24 protein-coding genes are annotated in these 16,654 nt (G+C 62.7%); 5 read left to right on the top strand and 19 right to left on the bottom strand.

The genetic code is table 11. The features are described from left to right. Positions 1–96 precede the first annotated feature (96 nt). Positions 97–732, top strand: coding sequence for a peptidylprolyl isomerase (locus ENE74_RS00225; RefSeq protein ID WP_127688640.1), 636 nt, complete (start codon positions 97–99; stop codon positions 730–732). Here ENE74_RS00225 and ENE74_RS00220 read toward each other — a convergent pair. The 3 genes from ENE74_RS00220 to tyrS form a co-directional block, all read right to left on the bottom strand. Next, positions 729–1,076 (bottom strand): hypothetical protein, encoded by a 348-nt coding sequence (locus tag ENE74_RS00220; RefSeq protein ID WP_127688639.1) that lies wholly within the window; start codon positions 1,074–1,076, stop codon positions 729–731. The two genes, ENE74_RS00225 and ENE74_RS00220, sit on opposite strands and share 4 nt — an antisense overlap. A gap of 60 nt (positions 1,077–1,136) precedes the next feature. Next, positions 1,137–1,475: a PilZ domain-containing protein gene (locus ENE74_RS00215; RefSeq protein ID WP_127688638.1), complete on the bottom strand. Its 339-nt coding sequence runs from the start codon at positions 1,473–1,475 to the stop codon at positions 1,137–1,139. Positions 1,476–1,597: 122 nt separating this feature from the next. Further along, the gene (gene tyrS, locus ENE74_RS00210) at positions 1,598–2,815 is read right to left on the bottom strand and encodes a tyrosine--tRNA ligase (RefSeq protein ID WP_127688637.1); all 1,218 of its coding nucleotides are present in this window, start codon (positions 2,813–2,815) and stop codon (positions 1,598–1,600) included. A gap of 40 nt (positions 2,816–2,855) precedes the next feature. Here tyrS and ENE74_RS00205 point away from each other — a divergent pair, with 40 nt between their 5' ends. After that, complete coding sequence (locus ENE74_RS00205; RefSeq protein WP_127689492.1) at positions 2,856–3,944, top strand: anhydro-N-acetylmuramic acid kinase; 1,089 nt, start codon at positions 2,856–2,858, stop codon at positions 3,942–3,944. Here ENE74_RS00205 and ENE74_RS00200 read toward each other — a convergent pair. The 13 genes from ENE74_RS00200 to ENE74_RS18075 form a co-directional block, all read right to left on the bottom strand. Beyond that, on the bottom strand, positions 3,877–4,266 hold the full coding sequence (locus ENE74_RS00200; RefSeq protein ID WP_127688636.1) for a hypothetical protein: 390 nt from the start codon (positions 4,264–4,266) through the stop codon (positions 3,877–3,879). The genes ENE74_RS00205 and ENE74_RS00200 overlap by 68 nt on opposite strands. Before the next feature lie 97 nt (positions 4,267–4,363). Next, a complete protein-coding gene (locus ENE74_RS00195; protein ID WP_127688635.1) occupies positions 4,364–5,542 on the bottom strand; it encodes a vWA domain-containing protein in 1,179 nt (392 codons plus the stop codon). Beyond that, positions 5,542–6,420 carry a DUF817 domain-containing protein gene (locus ENE74_RS00190; protein WP_127689491.1) on the bottom strand — a complete coding sequence of 293 codons (879 nt, stop codon included), beginning with the start codon at positions 6,418–6,420 and terminating at the stop codon, positions 5,542–5,544. Before ENE74_RS00190 ends, ENE74_RS00195 begins: the two co-directional genes overlap by 1 nt. 128 nt (positions 6,421–6,548) lie before the next feature. Next, entirely contained in the window at positions 6,549–7,487 is a 939-nt protein-coding gene (locus ENE74_RS00185; RefSeq protein ID WP_127688634.1) for a hypothetical protein, read from the bottom strand. Between the two features lie 120 nt (positions 7,488–7,607). Continuing rightward, positions 7,608–8,030: a SufE family protein gene (locus ENE74_RS00180; protein WP_127688633.1), complete on the bottom strand. Its 423-nt coding sequence runs from the start codon at positions 8,028–8,030 to the stop codon at positions 7,608–7,610. Positions 8,031–8,093: 63 nt separating this feature from the next. After that, positions 8,094–8,327, bottom strand: coding sequence for a hypothetical protein (locus ENE74_RS00175; protein ID WP_127688632.1), 234 nt, complete (start codon positions 8,325–8,327; stop codon positions 8,094–8,096). Positions 8,328–8,399: 72 nt separating this feature from the next. Beyond that, a complete protein-coding gene (locus tag ENE74_RS00170; RefSeq protein ID WP_127688631.1) occupies positions 8,400–8,651 on the bottom strand; it encodes a hypothetical protein in 252 nt (83 codons plus the stop codon). 30 nt (positions 8,652–8,681) lie between these two features. Next, positions 8,682–8,993, bottom strand: coding sequence for a hypothetical protein (locus ENE74_RS00165; RefSeq protein WP_127688630.1), 312 nt, complete (start codon positions 8,991–8,993; stop codon positions 8,682–8,684). Between the two features lie 23 nt (positions 8,994–9,016). Then, positions 9,017–9,274, bottom strand: a complete 258-nt coding sequence (locus tag ENE74_RS00160) for a hypothetical protein (protein WP_241241759.1) — start codon at positions 9,272–9,274, stop codon at positions 9,017–9,019. Between the two features lie 61 nt (positions 9,275–9,335). Beyond that, positions 9,336–9,716 (bottom strand): envelope stress response membrane protein PspC, encoded by a 381-nt coding sequence (pspC, locus tag ENE74_RS00155; RefSeq protein WP_127688628.1) that lies wholly within the window; start codon positions 9,714–9,716, stop codon positions 9,336–9,338. A gap of 1 nt (position 9,717) precedes the next feature. Further along, entirely contained in the window at positions 9,718–9,987 is a 270-nt protein-coding gene (pspB, locus tag ENE74_RS00150; RefSeq protein ID WP_127688627.1) for an envelope stress response membrane protein PspB, read from the bottom strand. A gap of 4 nt (positions 9,988–9,991) precedes the next feature. Next, a complete protein-coding gene (gene pspA, locus ENE74_RS00145) occupies positions 9,992–10,663 on the bottom strand; it encodes a phage shock protein PspA (protein ID WP_127688626.1) in 672 nt (223 codons plus the stop codon). An 85-nt stretch (positions 10,664–10,748) separates the two neighbouring features. Further along, positions 10,749–10,922, bottom strand: coding sequence for a hypothetical protein (locus ENE74_RS18075; protein ID WP_164847330.1), 174 nt, complete (start codon positions 10,920–10,922; stop codon positions 10,749–10,751). Positions 10,923–11,110: 188 nt separating this feature from the next. Here ENE74_RS18075 and pspF point away from each other — a divergent pair, with 188 nt between their 5' ends. The 3 genes from pspF to ENE74_RS00130 all read left to right on the top strand — a co-directional run bounded on the left by pspF (position 11,111) and on the right by ENE74_RS00130 (position 13,544). After that, positions 11,111–12,172: a phage shock protein operon transcriptional activator gene (gene pspF / locus ENE74_RS00140; protein WP_127688625.1), complete on the top strand. Its 1,062-nt coding sequence runs from the start codon at positions 11,111–11,113 to the stop codon at positions 12,170–12,172. Positions 12,173–12,346: 174 nt separating this feature from the next. Then, positions 12,347–12,958 (top strand): superoxide dismutase, encoded by a 612-nt coding sequence (locus ENE74_RS00135; RefSeq protein ID WP_127688624.1) that lies wholly within the window; start codon positions 12,347–12,349, stop codon positions 12,956–12,958. A 142-nt stretch (positions 12,959–13,100) separates the two neighbouring features. Next, on the top strand, positions 13,101–13,544 hold the full coding sequence (locus tag ENE74_RS00130) for a hemerythrin domain-containing protein (protein ID WP_127688623.1): 444 nt from the start codon (positions 13,101–13,103) through the stop codon (positions 13,542–13,544). 15 nt (positions 13,545–13,559) lie between these two features. Here the strand turns inward: ENE74_RS00130 and ispZ are convergent, their stop codons facing one another. The 3 genes from ispZ to mtaB all read right to left on the bottom strand — a co-directional run bounded on the left by ispZ (position 13,560) and on the right by mtaB (position 16,646). Then, complete coding sequence (gene ispZ, locus ENE74_RS00125; protein ID WP_127688622.1) at positions 13,560–14,234, bottom strand: septation protein IspZ; 675 nt, start codon at positions 14,232–14,234, stop codon at positions 13,560–13,562. A 128-nt stretch (positions 14,235–14,362) separates the two neighbouring features. Then, a complete protein-coding gene (ftsY, locus tag ENE74_RS00120) occupies positions 14,363–15,295 on the bottom strand; it encodes a signal recognition particle-docking protein FtsY (RefSeq protein WP_127688621.1) in 933 nt (310 codons plus the stop codon). After that, positions 15,288–16,646: a tRNA (N(6)-L-threonylcarbamoyladenosine(37)-C(2))-methylthiotransferase MtaB gene (gene mtaB, locus ENE74_RS00115; protein ID WP_127688620.1), complete on the bottom strand. Its 1,359-nt coding sequence runs from the start codon at positions 16,644–16,646 to the stop codon at positions 15,288–15,290. Before mtaB ends, ftsY begins: the two co-directional genes overlap by 8 nt. Positions 16,647–16,654 lie beyond the last annotated feature (8 nt).

The following is a 16,654-nucleotide window of genomic DNA, read 5'->3' as shown; positions in this document are numbered from 1 at the left end:
GTCCGGCGATCTGGGGGGATCGCCGGGCCTTTTTCATGGCGACTAAACCGGGAAATTGCCTATGCTGCCGTGGATGGCGCAGCATATGGAGGCACTATGCGGTTGGTGATGATGGTTCTGGCGGCACTCATCCTGTTGCCTCAAGCGTTGGCCCAGACCGCCGCACCTCAGCCGACCACGGCCCCACCGGAAACTGTGACCGTGCGGATGGAAACCAGTGCCGGGCCGATCGTCCTTGCGCTGGACGCAACACGCGCGCCGCGCACCACCGCCAATTTCCTGCGCTATGTCGATCAGAAACGCTTCGACGGCACGGCCTTCTATCGGGCGCTGAAGGTCGCCGGATCGCCCGATCTGGGGTTCATTCAGGGCGGGACACGCAATGATCCCAAGCGTATTCTGCCGCCGGTGGTGCATGAGCCGACGACGCAGACGGGGCTGTCGCATCAGGCCGGGACGATTTCCATGGCGCGCTATGAGCCGGGCAGCGCCAACGGCGATTTCTTCATCACGCTCGGTGCCATGCCGTCGATGGATGCGCAGACCAGCGGCGAGGGCGACATCGCGGGTTTCGCCGCCTTCGGGCAAGTTGTCGAGGGCATGGACGTGGTCCGCCGCATTCTCGCCGCGCCGACATCCCCGACCGAAGGCGAAGGCGTGATGAAGGGGCAGATGCTCAGCCCCGTCGTCACGATCCTGACGGCGCGGCGGCTGAATGCTCCGCTTGACTAATCTTGCGTCTGAATTGCCAATCGCGCGAGCCAGGCCTGCGCCTGCTTGGGTTCGCCGACGGCATCGGATCGCACGGGGCCGCGGGCAGCCATGAAATCCCGGTGTAGGGCAAAGGGTGCCATGGCGAGTTGCGCCCGCATCGAATCGACCGACTGGCCGATTTCGTCGAGCGTTTCGATCACATCGGCATAGGCTGCGATGCCGTGCCTGTCCTGACGATGACCGAAGAGTCCCCATACGCCCGATGCGACCCGCTCCAGCGCGCCGATCAGCGTTTCGCGATATTCGCTTTCGAGTACGATGCGACGGCTGTCGAGACGTTCCAGACGATCGGCTTTGGCCATGGCGCGCTTGTACGCCCATGGCCCGGCGCGTCAATGGTAGGCTGCCTTTACAGGCCCTCCCTACCAGCTTGTTTGCCGCTGCGGCATGAAGGTGAGCATCATCGCATAGTGATCCGCGTCGATCCCCCGCGCGAACTCGACCCCGATACGACCGTCCTCTGCCCAGCGGACCACGGATTCGATGCTGCGAACATGCGGCAATTCGATCAGCAGATGATCGCCTGCGGACAGCGGCGACTCTACACGCGCCATCAAGCCAAGCGGCGATATATTGACGATCTGGAGACCATAAGTGCCGCCGCGACTTGTGGCACGCGCCTTGAAATCGACCAGATCGCGCGTCACCCGCCGCTGGGTTGATGGCGCGGACCGGCCTGTCTCTTTTTTCGCAGGTTTCACATACGCCCCTTTTTTCAAGTCCTTGGCTAAGGAATAGCGGCGCGAATGCGAAAAGGGCGTCAATGGTTTTGGTTAATGCGGCAAGAAGCGCGACGAACTGCCATGCGCGCTCGCCCGGATGATCAGGCGACGACGATGCCGTGCTTCTTCGCGCCGAAACTGATCTTGTCACCGGGCCGGAGCGGATGGGCCGGGTCCGAAACCACAGTGCCGTTTACGCGGATCGCGCCTTCGGACAGCTTGCGCCGCGCTTCCTTGTTCGACGGCGCAAAGCCCAATGCAACATTGGCCTGTACCACGGTCAGCCCTTCGATACCCAGGCTGACCGTCGGCAGATTGGCGTCGCCTGCGCCTTCCTCGAACGTCCGCCGAGCGGTTTCGGCGGCGGCCGTGGCGGCGTCCGCACCATGGGCCATGGCCGTAGCGGCATCCGCCAGAACCTTTTTCGCGTCGTTGATTTCCGCCCCTTGCAGCGTTTCGAGGCGCGCGATCTCGTCCAGCGGCAGGTCCGTGAACAGCGCCAGGAAGCGGCCGACATCGGCATCCTGCGTGTTGCGCCAGAATTGCCAATAGTCATAGGGCGACAGTGCATCGGCATTCAGCCAGATCGCGCCGTTCATCGTCTTGCCCATCTTGCCGCCGTCCGCTGTCGTGATCAGCGGCGTGGTGATGCCATAGACCTGCGTACCATCGACCCGGCGCGACAATTCTATGCCGTTGACGATATTGCCCCATTGGTCCGATCCGCCCATCTGGAGACGGCAGCCGGAGCGGCGCGACAGCTCCAGAAAATCATAGGCCTGGAGGATCATGTAATTGAACTCGAGGAAGGACAGCGACTGCTCCCGATCGAGCCGCAGCTTCACCGAGTCAAAGCTGAGCATCCGGTTGATTGAGAAATGCTGGCCGATATCGCGCAGAAACGGAATATACTCGAGAGCGTCGAGCCATTCCGCATTGTCGAGCATTATGGCGTCGGTGGGGCCGTCGCCAAAGGTCAGGAACCGCTCGAACACGCGCTTGATACTGGCGACATTCGCGGCGATCGTCTCGGTCGTCAGCAGCTTGCGCGCTTCGTCCTTGAAGCTGGGATCACCGATCTTGCCGGTGCCGCCGCCCATCAGCACAATCGGCTTGTGCCCGGCCTGCTGCAGGCGACGCAGCAGCATGATCTGCACAAGGCTGCCGACATGGAGCGACGGCGCGGTCGGATCGAACCCGATATAGCCCGGCACGATCTCCTTGCCCGCGAGCGCGTCGAGGCCCGCTGCGTCGGTTAGCTGGTGGATGTATCCGCGGCTGTCGAGTAAGCGGAGAAGATCGGATGTGTACTGGCTCATAGCGCGCGGCGCTTAGCATGGAGATTGTCGCTTGGGTAGCATGGTTGCAATCGGGCTGATGTCCGGCACGTCGCGCGACGGGATCGACGCGGCGCTGATCCGTACCGATGGTGAGGGACAGGTCGAACGGATCGGCTTTCATTCCACGCCATATGACGCGGGCTTCCGTACGCGGCTGACCGAAGCCTGCGCGCGGGCGATGGCAATGGCTGCTCCCGGTTTCGAGCCGCTGATCGATGCGGTGGAAACCGAGTTGACGCAGGCGCATGTGGAGGCGGTGGCCGACCTGATGGGCCGCGCCGGGTGGCAGGCGCAGGACATCGACGTGATCGGCTTTCACGGCCACACCGTGGCGCACAAGCCGGACCAGGGCTGGACATGGCAGATCGGCGATGCCGACGGGCTGGCCGGGGCCTTCGGCATTCCTGTCGTGGCCGATTTGCGCAGCGCGGATGTGGAGGCAGGCGGGCAGGGCGCACCACTGCTGCCGGTTTATCACCGCGCGCTGGCCGCAGACTTGCCCCGACCGCTGGCGGTGCTCAATCTGGGCGGCGTTGCCAACATCACGTACATCGGCGCCGACGACGCTTTGACCGCATTTGATACGGGCATGGCGAGCGGCCTGATCGATAACTGGATGCAGGTCGAGGGCGGCGTCGGTTTCGACGACGGCGGCGCGGTTGCAGCCACAGGGCGGATCGACGAAAGCGTCCTGACAGGGATGCTCGATCACCCCTTTTTCGACATGCCCCCGCCCAAGAGCATAGACCGGGAGGATTTCACGCTTCAGCCGGTGCGCGGGCTTTCACTGGCGGATGGCGCCGCGACGCTGACGGCCTTCACCGCGCAGTCGGTGGAACTGGCGCTGCGCCATCTGCCCGCGCGGCCGACGGCATTGTATGTGGCGGGGGGCGGTCGGCATAATGGAACGCTGATGCGGATGATCGGCGCGGCGACCGGCATTCCGGTTCACGCGGTCGATACGCTGGGGTGGAATGGGGACAGCGTCGAGGCGGAAGGGTTTGCCTATATGGCCGTGCGCAGTCTGAAAGCGCTGCCGATCAGCTTTCCGGGAACGACCGGCGTGCCGCGGGCGATGACCGGCGGGGCATTGTTCGACGCGGAGTAACGGGAGGGGGGCCGGACCTTGTCGGCCCCCTCCCGTCGATCAGCGGCGATACTGACGGTCGTTTTTCTGGACCATCACGCGCCGACAGGCCGTTGGAACGCCGATAGTTCGCTTCGAGCCTTGCCAGATCGCGGAACTCGGTACGCAGGCGTTGTGCCTCCGCCCGGTTCAGCGCCCCGCTGCGGACGCCCTGGTCGATCCGGCGGTCGAGATTGGCCTGACGCTGATTGATGCTCTGCCAGGGCGCGGCGCTAGCGGCCATGGGCGTGGCGATCGCGGCGGTGGCGATCAGGGCGGCGAGAATGGTCTTCACGGGGGTCATCGACAGTCTCCTTTCATGCGATGGGTCAATGCCCAACATGTCGGAAAGGTCCGTCGCAAGACTATGCCAACCCACGGATTTTATGTCGCAAAGTGTATCAGCGTTTCCGCGTCAACTCACGCATGGCATCCTCAAGACCGGCCAGCGTCAGCGGATACATGCGCTGCGCGAACAGTTCCCTGATGATCTGCGTCGACTGGCTATATCCCCAATAATCCTCTGCGGTGGGGTTGATCCAGACGCTGGCGGGATAGGTGGTTGTCACGCGTTGCAGCCAGGCGGCACCCGCTTCCGCATTGAAATGCTCGACGCTGCCGCCGGGATGCGTGATCTCATAGGGGCTCATCGCCGCGTCGCCGACGAACACGACTTTATAGTCATGGCCGAACTTGTGGAGGATGTCCCAGGTCGGTGTGCGCTCGGCGAAGCGGCGGCGATTGTCCTTCCACACGCCTTCATACAGGCAGTTGTGGAAATAGAAGAATTCCAGATTCTTGAACTCCGCGGTGGCGGCGGAAAACAGCTCTTCGACCAGGCTGATGAACGGGTCCATCGAACCGCCGACGTCCAGGAACAGCAGCAGCTTGACGGCATTGCGCCGCTCGGCGCGCATGCGGATGTCCAGCCAGCCCTGCCGTGCGGTCCCGGCGATGGTTGCGTCCAGATCAAGCTCCTCCGCCGCGCCTTCGCGCGCGAAGCGTCGCAGGCGGCGCAACGCGACCTTGATATTGCGTGTGCCCAGTTCCTTGCTGTTGTCGAGGTTGCGGAAAGCCCGCTGCTCCCAGACCTTGACGGCGCGCTTGTGCCGGCTTTCCCCGCCGATCCGTACGCCTTCGGGATTGTACCCGCCATTGCCAAAGGGGGATGTGCCGCCGGTGCCGATCCACTTGCTGCCCCCTTCATGGCGACCATGCTGCTCTTCCAGCCGCTTTTTGAGGGTGTCCATGATCGCGTCCCAGTCGCCCAGCGCCTTGATCTTCTCCATTTCCTCCGGGCTGAGATATTTTTCCGCCACGGCGCGCAGCCATTCCTCGGGTATCGCCGCACCGCCGACGCCATAGTCGCTTTCCAGTCCGTTGAAGACACGCGCGAACACCTGGTCGAAACGGTCGTACAGCGCCTCGTCCTTCACGAAGGTCGCGCGGGCGAGATAGTAGAAATCCTCCGGCCGCCGGGCAATGACGTCGCGCTGCAAGGCGTCGAGCAGCACCAGATGTTCCTTGACGCCCGCCGATATGCCTGCGGACCGCAATTCGTCGAGGAAGGAAAAGAACATCAGGCAGGCTCCGGCACGGTATCGGACCGCACAGCCGTGCGATGGAGCATCGATACCAGAACGAAGGAAATAATCATCAGCAGATACCAGCTGCCCAGCTTGGCGAGCGATACCATGTGCCAGCCGGTGCGCTGGCTGGGATAGGCCCATGCGTTTGCGAACGTGCCGATATTTTCGGCGAACCAGATGAACAGGGCGACAAGGAAGAAGCCGACGAGCAGCGGCATCCTGCGCGGTGTGCGCCACGGGGTGAAGACAACCCATGTCCTGGCAAAAAGCAGCAGCGCGGCAAGGAAAAGAGCGAGCCTGATATCCGGCAGCCAGTGATGCGCGAAGAAATTGCCGTAGATCGCCGTCGCCAGCAGGATCGTCGCCCATTGCGGCGGATAGCCGGGAAAGTGAAAATCGAAGATGCGCCAGATGCGCGCGATGTAGCTGCCAACGGCGGCATACATGAAGCCGGAAAACAGCGGGACGGCACCAATGTGCAGCACGCTGCCTTCGGGATAAATCCATGACCCCACCGCGGTTTTGAACAACTCCATGATGGTGCCCACTATGTGGAAGGCGCCGATGACGACGGCTTCGCGCGGTGTTTCCAGCCGCAGGGCCAGCATCGCAATCTGAATCGCGACCGCGCCGACCGTAAGGAAATCATAACGATGGAACGGAGCATCGGCCGGGTAGAGGAAATGCGTGCCCAGCAGCAATGCGAGCATCAGGCCGCCGAACAGACAGGCCCATGCCTGCTTGAAACCGAACAGCAGAAACTCGTAGCAATAGCCTGCGAGCCTGCCGCGGACCGATGCAGCCTCCAGTGCGGCACGGACAGACGCGAAGCGCGTGGCCATCGCGGCGCGATCAGGGTAGGGACGCATCGTCACGGGTCATAACCCCATGGGCCGAGTTTAATCCACAGCATCCTTGCCGGACAAAAACGGAGGCGGGGCAGGAACCGGCCGTTCCTCACAAACCTTGCTTTGTGCCGTCGCCGAATGCCCAGAAGCTATTGCGCCACGCGATTGCGCAACACGGTCTTGTTGTCACTAATAGCTGCGCGGGATGTAAGCGCCGTCGCGTCCTTGCCATCGATCAGGGCGGCAATCTGTCCGGCGGAGGGCAGGGCGGCGAAATCACCTGCGACCACGCCTCCCCCGATCCCGTACCGGGTGAGGCGATAGCCGCCTGTTCCCGCCAGCGGGTCAAATCGCAGAACGCCGGCCGCATCATCGATCGGCATGAAGATTGCGCCTTGCGCGCCCGCCTGTGCCGATTGCAGCATGTCGAAGCGCGCTTCGCCGACGGCGATAACATCGCGGCGGCACCATTGTGCGCTGGTGTCGCGCGCTGTGCATTCCGCTATCGCCAGTGTCTGCACAGGTTTGAGCGTCGCGGGTGCATCGAAAACAAGACCGGCGAGCAGCGCATCGACTGCCGCCTTCACATCGGCCGCGCGATCGCGCGTGGCCGTCACGCGCAGCTTAACCATCCAGGGGCCTGCCTGCACGAAGGCTGCGGCAAGGGTCAGTTCTCCGCCCGCCGCGCCGTCATAAAGGATGCGCAACGCTGTGCCGGGGGTGTTGCCCGCGCCGACAACATGTTCACCGACACGGCGTGTGCCGGGGCCGAAACGTTCCATCAGCGCCCGTTCGGTGCCCAGCGCAGCCAGCGTGATGTCGGCATGGCCGGGGCGATAGATGAAGATGCTGGCCTGCACCACATCATCGCCGGACACATAATTTGCATAGCTGTGCATGCCGGTGCCGGGATCGGAGATTTCTCCGGTCCGTATCAGCGCGACCGGCCCCGCCTGTTGCGGCAAGCCGATACCCGCCGCCGTCGCACGAACCCGATCGCCGGTCGTGACCCAGCTATCCGTTACGCCTACCTGCGCAAGGGCGGGCGCGGCGCAGCATAAGGCAAGGGCGAGTAAAGCAAGACGCATCGGCACATCCTCATCCACACAGCCTTCTTGTCGAGGCCTTGGGGCAAAGGATCACATGGGCGACGCGCAGGCGCAAGCCCCATATGGTCGGCGAAACGCAGAAATGGCCGCTATCGTCTGCTATGCCTCGGCATAACGCGCCGCAGTATCGTGGATGAGGGCGATCATGTTGGGAATGCCCTGCGTCCGGTTGGAGCTGAGCTGATTGCGCAGGTCAAAAGGGGCAAGTGCGTGGGCGATGTCGGTCTGGGCAATCTCGGCGGCCGGGCGATCCTGCACCGTGGTCAGCACCAATGCGATGATCCCCTTGGTGATTGCGGCATTGCTGTCCGCCAGAAAGTGCAGCGTCCCGTCATCCTGGCGTAGCGGATAGACCCACACGGCTGCGGAACAGCCCCGCACCAGCGTCGCGTCCGTCTTGAGCGGATCGGGCATCGGTTCGAGCTGCTTGCCAAGGTCGATGAGCAGGCGATAGCGATCGTCCGCATCGAGAAACGCATATTCATCCTGGAGGTCGGCAAGCGGCGGGAGCGTTTGTGTCATGCGCCCCGATATAGGGATAAATCGTCAGGAGGAAAGCCGCCGCGCGGGAAGGGGCGGCGGCCGCTACAGATCCACCCCGGCGGCGATCGCTTCCAGCTTGCGGATGCGTTCCTTCAGGTCGGCAACTTCGATGCGGTTACTCACCGAAGGCGCGCCGGCGTCGCTGCCTTGACGCATCAGTTCGGCGCGTTTGAGGTCGAGCCAGCCATTCCATCCGCGCAATGCGGTGACGGCGACGATCGCGATCGCGGACAAGCCCGCCATGGCCATCGTCAGGTAGAAAACGGGGTCCTGCATGATGCTTTTCCCTTTGTCTTGCCGGTCCGCCAATGTGCAGGGGCAAACCGGCGCTGAATGTGTGCGCGACACTCAGTTCAGCGGCGTATCGCGCAGTTTTTCGATTTCGTCGGACAGGTCGACGCCCTTGTCGGTGATGATCCGTTCCAGCACACGCACCCGCTGTTCCAGCCGTTCGGTCTGGGCTGCATATTGGGCGGTCTTTTCCGCTGTTTCGTGGCTCTGCATTGCAAGCTGCCGTTCCTTGAGATCCAGCCAGCTCTTGAAACCCTTTACGCCGATCGCGGCGAGCGGGATCAGAACCCATATCCATGTTGCGACCATATCCATTATCCTTGCATGGCAGGCAGCGGCTCAGTTGGCCGGGCCGCGCAGTTGTTCGATTTCGCGGGTCAGGCTGTGCGCACCGTCCGTGACGATCCGTTCCACCACCGCGAGGCGATCCTTGATCGAGCCGAGTTCGGCACGAAGTTGGGCGTTTTCCTGGCTCAGCAGCTTGATCCGCTCCATCGATTCGTCGCTCGATTTCGGGTAGACGGCCTGCCCCCAGGCCCCGTCGAGCGGATAGCCGTGGCGGACGCGTAGCCAGGTGGTGATGACCCAGCCGACCATGCCGAGTGTCCCGACGATCAGCGCCGCGGGGGCAAAGGCTTCAAATGGAAACATCGTCTTTCTCCCTTGCGTCGCTGTCAGCGCAGTTCTTCGATTTCGCGAGCGGTGCGGGCGGCGGGATCGGTGGCGATCCGTTCCAGCACGGCGATGCGTTCCTCGAGGCGGCCGATGCGACCATGCAGCTTTTCATTTTCGCCGGTCAGCAACGCGATTTTTCGATCAGCGTCGGGATCGGTTCGATAAACGGTTTCTCCGTCATCATTCTCGATCGGGTAGCCATGCTTTACGCGGATCCATGTGCTGAGCAGGCTGCTAACGCCGATCACGATACACATGAGGAGTGCAGCTAAATACCAAGAAAATTGCATGATACGTATTCCCCGTTAGTGCCCCGGCTCAGCGCAGGCTTTCGATCTCGTCCGAAAGGCGCTGGTTGCGGCTGGTGTAATAGACTTCGATGTCGGCCAGACGGCGATCGATGTCGCGGAACTTGGATCGGACGTCGCGGGTGCTGCGCGCCGGATTGCTGCGTACGCCCTGCCAGAACTTGGCGTCTTCCTTGTCCTGATACAGGCCGTGCGGCTTGGTATCGGCCAGCCAGACGGCGACGCCATAGGCGATCAGCGTCCAGGGGAAGGCACCCATCAGCGTGACGAGCACGGCCCCGATGCGAACCCAGATAACGTCGATGCCGGTATAGTCGGCGATCCCCGCGCAGACGCCGCTCCATTTGGCGTTCTGCTTGTCGAGGTAAAACTTGGTGCGGCGGGCAGTCATGTCAGTTCCTCCGGTCGAAGCTGTAGTCGTCGTCGGCGGTCGCGGAGCGGGCCGGACGGAAATCGGGATTGTCTGCGGCGATGATCCGTTCGATGGTCGCAAGCCGTTCGTCGAGCCGACGGGCGGTTTCGTGCATCTGGTCCAGCATTGCCTCATCCTCGTTGGTGAGCGTCGCGGATGTCTTCCACTTCGTAATGTAGTGGAAGATCACCCACGGCAGCCCGAGGAAGAGGATTCCGACCACCACGATGGGGACGAGAATGTCTTCCATCGGATCAGCCTTCCTTCTGCTGCTGCGCAGCCTTCATCGCCGCCAGTTCCGCCTCGACCTTGTCGTTGGCCTTGAGCGCGGCGATTTCCTCTTCCAGGCTCGGCGGGGTGCCGCCCAGGTTCATCGCATCGGCGCGCCCTTCGGCGAAATCGACGCGCTGTTCCAGGATGTCGAAGCGGGCAAAGGCATCCTGCACCTTTTCACCGGCATACATTTCGCGCACCTTCAGCCGGTTTTCCGCGCTTTCCATGCGGGTGACGAGGCTGTTCTGGCGGGCGCGCGCCTCGCGCAGCTTGGCTTGCAGCTTGGCGATATCTTCTTCCGACGCCTTCAGCGCATCGTCGAGCACGGTGATTTCGGACGTGAGTTGCCCGGCCATGTCGGCGGCTTTCTGCTTTTCGACCAGCGCGGCCTTGGCCAGATCCTCACGACCTTTCGACAGCGCGAGCTGCGCCTTTTCGGTCCAGCTTTCCTGCAACGCTTCCAGCTTGCTGATGTGGCGGCGCATTTCCTTCTGATCGGCAATGGTGCGCGCGGCGGAGGCGCGGACTTCGACCAGCGTTTCCTGCATTTCCATGATGATCATCCGGATCATCTTTGCGGGGTCTTCGGCCTTGTCGAGCAAGTCGGTGACGTTGGCGGCGATGATGTCGCGGGTTCGGGAAAAAATACCCATTTCGTTACTCCTGGTGGCTGGTCTTGAGAGGGTGCCGGGGCGGGTGAGGGGGGCTGATGCCCGCCCCGGCAGGGTCTGGAGCCGTTTACGCCAGATAGCGGACGGCTCCGGGGGTTGCTTCGGACGCCAGGCTGTGCGGCGCAGTGCCGGTTTCGTTTGCACGGGCCGGGCCTACGGCGCTCAGCACCATGGTGGACCCGAACAGCACCGCGCAGATCGCGACGGACAGATGCTGGCTAATTTGCTTGACAGTGAACATTCGAAATCTCCCTGGATTATGGCCTTCATGTGGGTCCGCCGGTTCGTGTCTGGCGGGGTTGCCAGTAACTCTGCAGGGGTCGTGCCAGTTTTCGGAAATGGCGGTTTTTCGCCATTTTTTAAGACAGCGTTGGGAAAGTTGGCGTATTTCACTTGCGAAATGTTGGGGTTTTTCGCCATAGTTTGGCCATGGAGAAAAACACTCAGTTCATCGGCCAGTCTTTCGCCTTTCTCGATGCGATGGAACTGGCCGAACGCGCGGCGGAATTGAACCGGCCGGTGCTGGTGATCGGTGAGCGCGGGACGGGCAAGGAACTGATCGCCGAGCGGCTGCATCGCCTGTCGCCTCGCTGGGGCGAGCCGCTGATCGTGATGAACTGCGCGGCGCTGCCCGAAACGCTGATCGAGGCCGAGCTGTTCGGGCATGAGGCCGGGGCGTTTACCGGCGCCACGCGGGCGCGCGCCGGGCGTTTCGAGGAAGCAGACGGCGGCACCCTGTTCCTCGATGAGCTGGGCACATTGTCGATGGCCGCGCAGGAGCGTTTGCTGCGTGTCGTGGAATATGGCGAGGTGTCGCGCATCGGCGCGTCGCGTCCGGTAACCGTCGACGTGCGGATCGTTGCGGCGACGAACGAGGATCTGCCGCTGGCGGCGGAGGAAGGGCGGTTTCGCGCCGACCTGCTCGATCGCCTGTCGTTTGAAGTCATCACTTTGCCGCCGTTGCGCGCACGCGAAGGGGACGTGCCGGTGCTGACCGATCATTTTGGGCGCAAGATGGCGGCCGAAATCGGCTGGCCGCAATGGCCCGGCTTTGCCGCAGGTGCGATGGCAGAGCTGGAGGCCTATCGCTGGCCGGGCAATGTGCGCGAATTGCGCAATGTCGTGGAGCGCGCCGTCTATCGCTGGGACGAGCCATCACGGCCGATCGACCGGATTACGTTCGATCCTTTCGGTTCGCCTTGGCGTCCGGTCACCATGCCCAATGCAGCGCGGCAATCGGTACGCCGCGAATCGACCGATGTCGCCCCACCGACCGCGCCGTCGCCGGTTGCCCCCTTCGCCGCCTATGAGGACATCAGCGACTTGCGCATGGCGATGGATGCGCACGAAGTGGCGATCCTCAAAAGTGCGCTGGCCCGCTACCGCTACAACCAGCGCGCGACAGCCAAGGGGCTGGGCCTCAGCTACGATCAGTTGCGGCATTGCCTGAAAAAACATGGGCTGCTGCAAGCGGGCGAATCGATCGGCTGATCTTCGCCGCGCCGATGTATCGTCGGCGCGGGGCGACAAAGATTTTCGATCGGCTTTGATCGAACATTCCCGCTTCCAAGCCCGGGTTTTTGACCCTAGAGCACGGGAGCTTATTGCGGGCGCGGCCGTTCTGTCCCTGTCCCGTACCGCCGCTTCACATGAGGAGAGTGAACCATGGCTTTCGTCCTTCCCGAACTGCCCTACGCCAAGGATGCCTTTGGCGATCTGATTTCCAGCGAAACGTTCGATTATCATCACGGCAAGCATCACAATGCCTATGTCGTGAAGGCGAACGAGCTGGTCGCCGCCGATCCTGCCTTGCAGGGCAAGTCGCTCGTGGAACTGATCAAGACATCGAAGGGCGGTCTGTTCAATCAGGTCGGCCAGATCTGGAACCACAGCTTCTACTGGCTGGGCCTCAGCCCGGAAAAGACCGAACCGAAGGGCGAACTGCTCGACCTCATCACCGAAGGCTTCGGTTCGGTCGATGCGCTGCTCGACAAGCTGAAGGCTGAAGCGGTCGGCCATTTCGCCAGCGGCTGGGCGGCGCTAAACCTGAAGGACGGCAAGCTCGAAGTCACATCCTATCATGATGCCGACACGCCGGTCGCCCATGGCGCGACGCCGCTCTTCATTCTCGATGTGTGGGAGCATGCCTATTACATCGATTATCGCAACGCGCGGCCCAATTACGCCGAAGCCATTCTGAAAAATGCCGTGAACTGGGATTTCGTGGCCCAGAATCTGGATGGCAAGGGCATCGAGCGGGCAGACCAGCAGGGCTGACACGCCGCTTTGTCGGCCTGACATGCAGAAGGGCGCTTCCGGTCCAATCCGGCGGCGCCCTTAAGCTTTTCTAAGGGCGCGCGCGCCTAAGCTCCGAGTTCGACTAATTCAGGAGCGGAACCTTAGCAGAAAGGCGCTGGGGGTGGATATCGACGAACTGCGGCGGCAACATGCCGATGTCATCGCGATTGCCGAGCAACTGGCCGAAGCCGTTGCGGACGACACACAGCCACGCAGCGTGAGCGCCCTTCGGTGGCGGCTGGCGCGTCTTCTGCTCGCACATCTCGCGATCGAGGACGATCATTTCTACCCGGCGATGCTCGCGCGTGGCAATGCCGCGGCGCGCGCGACTGCCAGCCGTTTTCAGTCCGAAATGGGTACACTTTCTGCTGCGTTCACGCGCTATATGGCAGCGTGGACCGACCCGGAGATTGCCGCGCAGTGGCCGCGCTTCTGCGTCGAGACGCGCGCCATACTGGCGGCGCTGGGTCGACGCGTCGAACAGGAAAACGTGCTGCTCTATCCCCTCGCACCGCCGGACTGGCATAGGCGTTCAAGGGTGCTGCCATCGCGCACATCGGCCTGACGCCTAAACCGGCGCTCAGCCCTGCGGCGGTGTCGTTTCGCCGATCTCTTCGCTGTCGATCTTCTCGCCGACCGACAGGCCGTGGCGCATCAGCATGGGGATGTTGGCGGCGGCGAACACGAACGAAATCAACGTCACGCCCCAGACTTTCACGGCCAGCCAGGTGTCGAACGTCAGAAAGGCACGTAGTGCCTCGTTCAGCAGCGCCATGAACAGGAAGAAAAACGCCCAGTTGCGCGACAGCTTGCGCCAACCTTCCTCCGACAGGCCATCATAGGCCGCCTGCAACAGATATTTGAGCAGCGGCTTGCCTCGGGCGAGACCCGCGAACAGCATCAGCGCGAAAAAGGTATAGATGATCGTCGGCTTGATCTGGATGAAGCTCTGGTCCTGGAAATAGATGGTCAGCGATCCGAAAAAGAGGACGAGGATCGCCGACAGCCACAGCATCGGCGAAACCTTGCCGAGTTTCACTTTCGAGACGATCACCGCAATCGCGATGGCGACCATGAACGCGCCGGTGCCGATTGTCATGGCGGTCACCGGGCTGCCCGGCCCCACCACCCAGCCGAAGCCTTTGTAGACGAGGAAGAAAACCAGCAGCGGCCCGAAATCGAGCAGCAGGCTGAGCGTGCCGTTGTGCGTCGGTTTGGACGAGGCCGGGCTTACAGATCCTGCGCTATCGGGCATTGCAATTTTTTCCTTCGTCATCCTGACGAAAGTCAGGATCCATTTGCTCGTTGTGTGTGACCAACACGCAGATCGCACCAATGGATGCTGAAACATGTTCAGCATGACGATTTTGTGAGAGTCTTTGGCTACCGCGCATAAGCGGTGCCTGCGATCGCGCGCGCCATGTCGGCGGGATCGAAGGGGCGCAGATCCTCAATCTTCTCGCCGATGCCAATGGCATGGATGGGCAGGCGATATTTCTCCGCCGCCGCGACCAGCATACCGCCGCGCGCAGTGCCGTCCAGCTTTGTCATGACAAGGCCGGTGACCGCCGCAACCTCCTGAAACACCTCGATCTGGCTAAGCGCATTCTGGCCAGTGGTGGCATCCAGAACCAGCACCACATCGTGCGGGGAAGCCGGATTGATGCGGCCCAGCACACGCCGGATCTTGGCCAGTTCATCCATCAATTCGCGCTTGTTCTGAAGGCGTCCGGCGGTGTCGACGATGAGCACGTCGATGCCGGTTTCGGTCGCCTGTTTCACGGCCTCGAACACGACACCGGCCGCGTCGCCGCCTTCTTTGCCCGATACGATCGGAATGCCCAGCCGGTCGGCCCAAACGCGCAACTGGCCGATGGCCGCCGCACGGAACGTGTCACCCGCCGCCAGCATCACGCCATAGTCCTGCTCAAGGAACAGATTGGCGAGTTTCGCGATCGTCGTTGTCTTGCCCGATCCGTTCACGCCGATAACCAGGATCACCTGCGGCCGGGGGAAAGCCTCGATCTCCAGCGGACGGGCGACCGGTGCCAGCACTTTCTCGATTTCCTCGGCAATGATTTCGCGCAGATAATCTTCGGTCAGTTCCCTGTTGAAACGCCCCTGCGAAAGACGTTCACGGATGCGTGACGCCATGGCCGGGCCAAGGTCGGAGAGGATCAGCGCCTCTTCGATTTCATCGAGCGTTTGCTCATCCAGCGCCGCGCGGCTGAACAGGCCGGTCAGATTGTCGCCCAGGCGATCGGATGTACGCTTGAGGCCGCCGAATAGGCGATCGCGCCAGCTTGGTTCAGTCATGCACTGCCTCTTGCGCGATCAGGCGGCCATTCTCAAGCGCCGTCACGCGCACGGCAAGGATTTCGCCTGGCGGCGCGGGTGTCCCCAGCGTGATCGGCGCGAAGTTTTCGGCATGGCCTGCCAGTCCGCTGCGCTCGACAAGGACCGCTTGCCGACTCCCAACCATACTGCGCAGCCAGGCGTCCCTTTGGATCGCGCAGGCGTCGCGCAGGCGCGCGGCGCGATCCTTGACAAGGGCCGGATCGACCTGCGGCATGCGCGCCGCAGGGGTTCCCTCGCGCGGCGAATAGGGAAAGATATGGCCGTGGACGATGGCGCAGTCGGCGACCAGTGCCAGGCTGTTCTGAAACATCGCTTCGGTTTCCGTGGGGAAACCCGCGATGATGTCCGCACCGATCGCCACATCCGGGCGGCGGGCACGGATGCGCGCCACCATGTCGAGCGCGTCCTTGCGGCTATGGCGGCGCTTCATGCGCTTCAGGATCATGTCGTCCCCCGCCTGAAGCGAAAGGTGGAGATGCGGCATCAGGCGCGGCTCTTCGGTCACCAGCGCGAACAGCCGGTCGTCAATCTCCACGCTGTCGAGCGATGACAGGCGCAGCCGGGGCAGGGCGGGCACGGCGTTCAATATGCGCTCGACCAGCAGGCCCAGGGTGGGCTGGCCGGGCAGGTCGGGACCGTAGCTGGTCACATCCACGCCGGTCAGCACGATCTCGCGGCAGCCGCCATCGACGAGCGCCCGCACGGCATCGATCACCGCCCCGGCCGGCACCGATCGGCTGTTCCCCCGCCCATAGGGAATGATGCAGAAAGTGCAGCGGTGATCGCAGCCATTCTGCACTTCCACAAAACCACGAACCCGGTCGGCAAAGGCGCTGACCAGATGCGGGGCAGTCTCGCGGACGGCCATGATGTCGGAGACACGGATTTTAGAGAATATTTCTTCCGTCACCCCAGCGAAAGCTGGGGTCTCGCTTACAGGACCCAATTCAGGCGAGAGAGATCCCAGCTTTCGCTGGGATGACGGGTGCGGGATGGCCCCTGCAACGCGAAAACTCCCCGCCGCCATTTTCTCCCGGTTGCCGATCACGCTGTCGACTTCGGGCATGGCGGCGAACATCGCGGGGTCGGTCTGTGCGGCGCAACCGGTCACGACGATGCGCGCGTCGGGCCGGTCGCGGCGGGCGCGGCGGATCGCTTGCCGCGTCTGGCGGACCGCTTCGTTCGTCACCGCGCAACTGTTGACGATCACCAGATCATCCTGCCCGGCGGCCAGCGCCCGCATCGTTTCGCTTTCGGCGATGTTGAGGCGGCAACCCATGGTGATGAGCTGCGGTCCGTTGGCGGCCATGGCCTGTC

The organism is Sphingobium algorifonticola (assembly GCF_004005485.1).
Lineage (GTDB): Bacteria > Pseudomonadota > Alphaproteobacteria > Sphingomonadales > Sphingomonadaceae > Sphingobium > Sphingobium algorifonticola.
Note: the sequence above shows the minus strand (reverse complement) of the source record. Positions and strands in the feature narration are given on the sequence as shown.

Excerpts from the sequence above, each read along its gene's own strand:
- ENE74_RS00160 (WP_241241759.1), bottom strand. The coding sequence starts at position 9,274 with ATGTGTATCGTGATCGGCGTTAGCAGCCTGCTCAGCACATGGATCCGC.
- pspB (WP_127688627.1), bottom strand. The coding sequence starts at position 9,987 with ATGGAAGACATTCTCGTCCCCATCGTGGTGGTCGGAATCCTCTTCCTC.
- ENE74_RS00205 (WP_127689492.1), top strand. The coding sequence starts at position 2,856 with ATGGTTGCAATCGGGCTGATGTCCGGCACGTCGCGCGACGGGATCGAC.
- pspF (WP_127688625.1), top strand. The coding sequence starts at position 11,111 with ATGGAGAAAAACACTCAGTTCATCGGCCAGTCTTTCGCCTTTCTCGAT.
- pspC (WP_127688628.1), bottom strand. The coding sequence starts at position 9,716 with ATGACTGCCCGCCGCACCAAGTTTTACCTCGACAAGCAGAACGCCAAA.
- ENE74_RS00220 (WP_127688639.1), bottom strand. The coding sequence starts at position 1,076 with ATGGCCAAAGCCGATCGTCTGGAACGTCTCGACAGCCGTCGCATCGTA.
- ENE74_RS00200 (WP_127688636.1), bottom strand. The coding sequence starts at position 4,266 with ATGACCCCCGTGAAGACCATTCTCGCCGCCCTGATCGCCACCGCCGCG.
- ENE74_RS00135 (WP_127688624.1), top strand. The coding sequence starts at position 12,347 with ATGGCTTTCGTCCTTCCCGAACTGCCCTACGCCAAGGATGCCTTTGGC.
- ENE74_RS00185 (WP_127688634.1), bottom strand. The coding sequence starts at position 7,487 with ATGCGTCTTGCTTTACTCGCCCTTGCCTTATGCTGCGCCGCGCCCGCC.
- pspA (WP_127688626.1), bottom strand. The coding sequence starts at position 10,663 with ATGGGTATTTTTTCCCGAACCCGCGACATCATCGCCGCCAACGTCACC.
- ENE74_RS00180 (WP_127688633.1), bottom strand. The coding sequence starts at position 8,030 with ATGACACAAACGCTCCCGCCGCTTGCCGACCTCCAGGATGAATATGCG.
- mtaB (WP_127688620.1), bottom strand. The coding sequence starts at position 16,646 with ATGGCCGCCAACGGACCGCAGCTCATCACCATGGGTTGCCGCCTCAAC.
- ispZ (WP_127688622.1), bottom strand. The coding sequence starts at position 14,234 with ATGCCCGATAGCGCAGGATCTGTAAGCCCGGCCTCGTCCAAACCGACG.
- ENE74_RS00225 (WP_127688640.1), top strand. The coding sequence starts at position 97 with ATGCGGTTGGTGATGATGGTTCTGGCGGCACTCATCCTGTTGCCTCAA.
- ENE74_RS00165 (WP_127688630.1), bottom strand. The coding sequence starts at position 8,993 with ATGTTTCCATTTGAAGCCTTTGCCCCCGCGGCGCTGATCGTCGGGACA.
- tyrS (WP_127688637.1), bottom strand. The coding sequence starts at position 2,815 with ATGAGCCAGTACACATCCGATCTTCTCCGCTTACTCGACAGCCGCGGA.
- ENE74_RS00170 (WP_127688631.1), bottom strand. The coding sequence starts at position 8,651 with ATGGTCGCAACATGGATATGGGTTCTGATCCCGCTCGCCGCGATCGGC.
- ENE74_RS00195 (WP_127688635.1), bottom strand. The coding sequence starts at position 5,542 with ATGTTCTTTTCCTTCCTCGACGAATTGCGGTCCGCAGGCATATCGGCG.
- ftsY (WP_127688621.1), bottom strand. The coding sequence starts at position 15,295 with ATGACTGAACCAAGCTGGCGCGATCGCCTATTCGGCGGCCTCAAGCGT.
- ENE74_RS00190 (WP_127689491.1), bottom strand. The coding sequence starts at position 6,420 with ATGCGTCCCTACCCTGATCGCGCCGCGATGGCCACGCGCTTCGCGTCT.
- ENE74_RS18075 (WP_164847330.1), bottom strand. The coding sequence starts at position 10,922 with ATGTTCACTGTCAAGCAAATTAGCCAGCATCTGTCCGTCGCGATCTGC.
- ENE74_RS00175 (WP_127688632.1), bottom strand. The coding sequence starts at position 8,327 with ATGCAGGACCCCGTTTTCTACCTGACGATGGCCATGGCGGGCTTGTCC.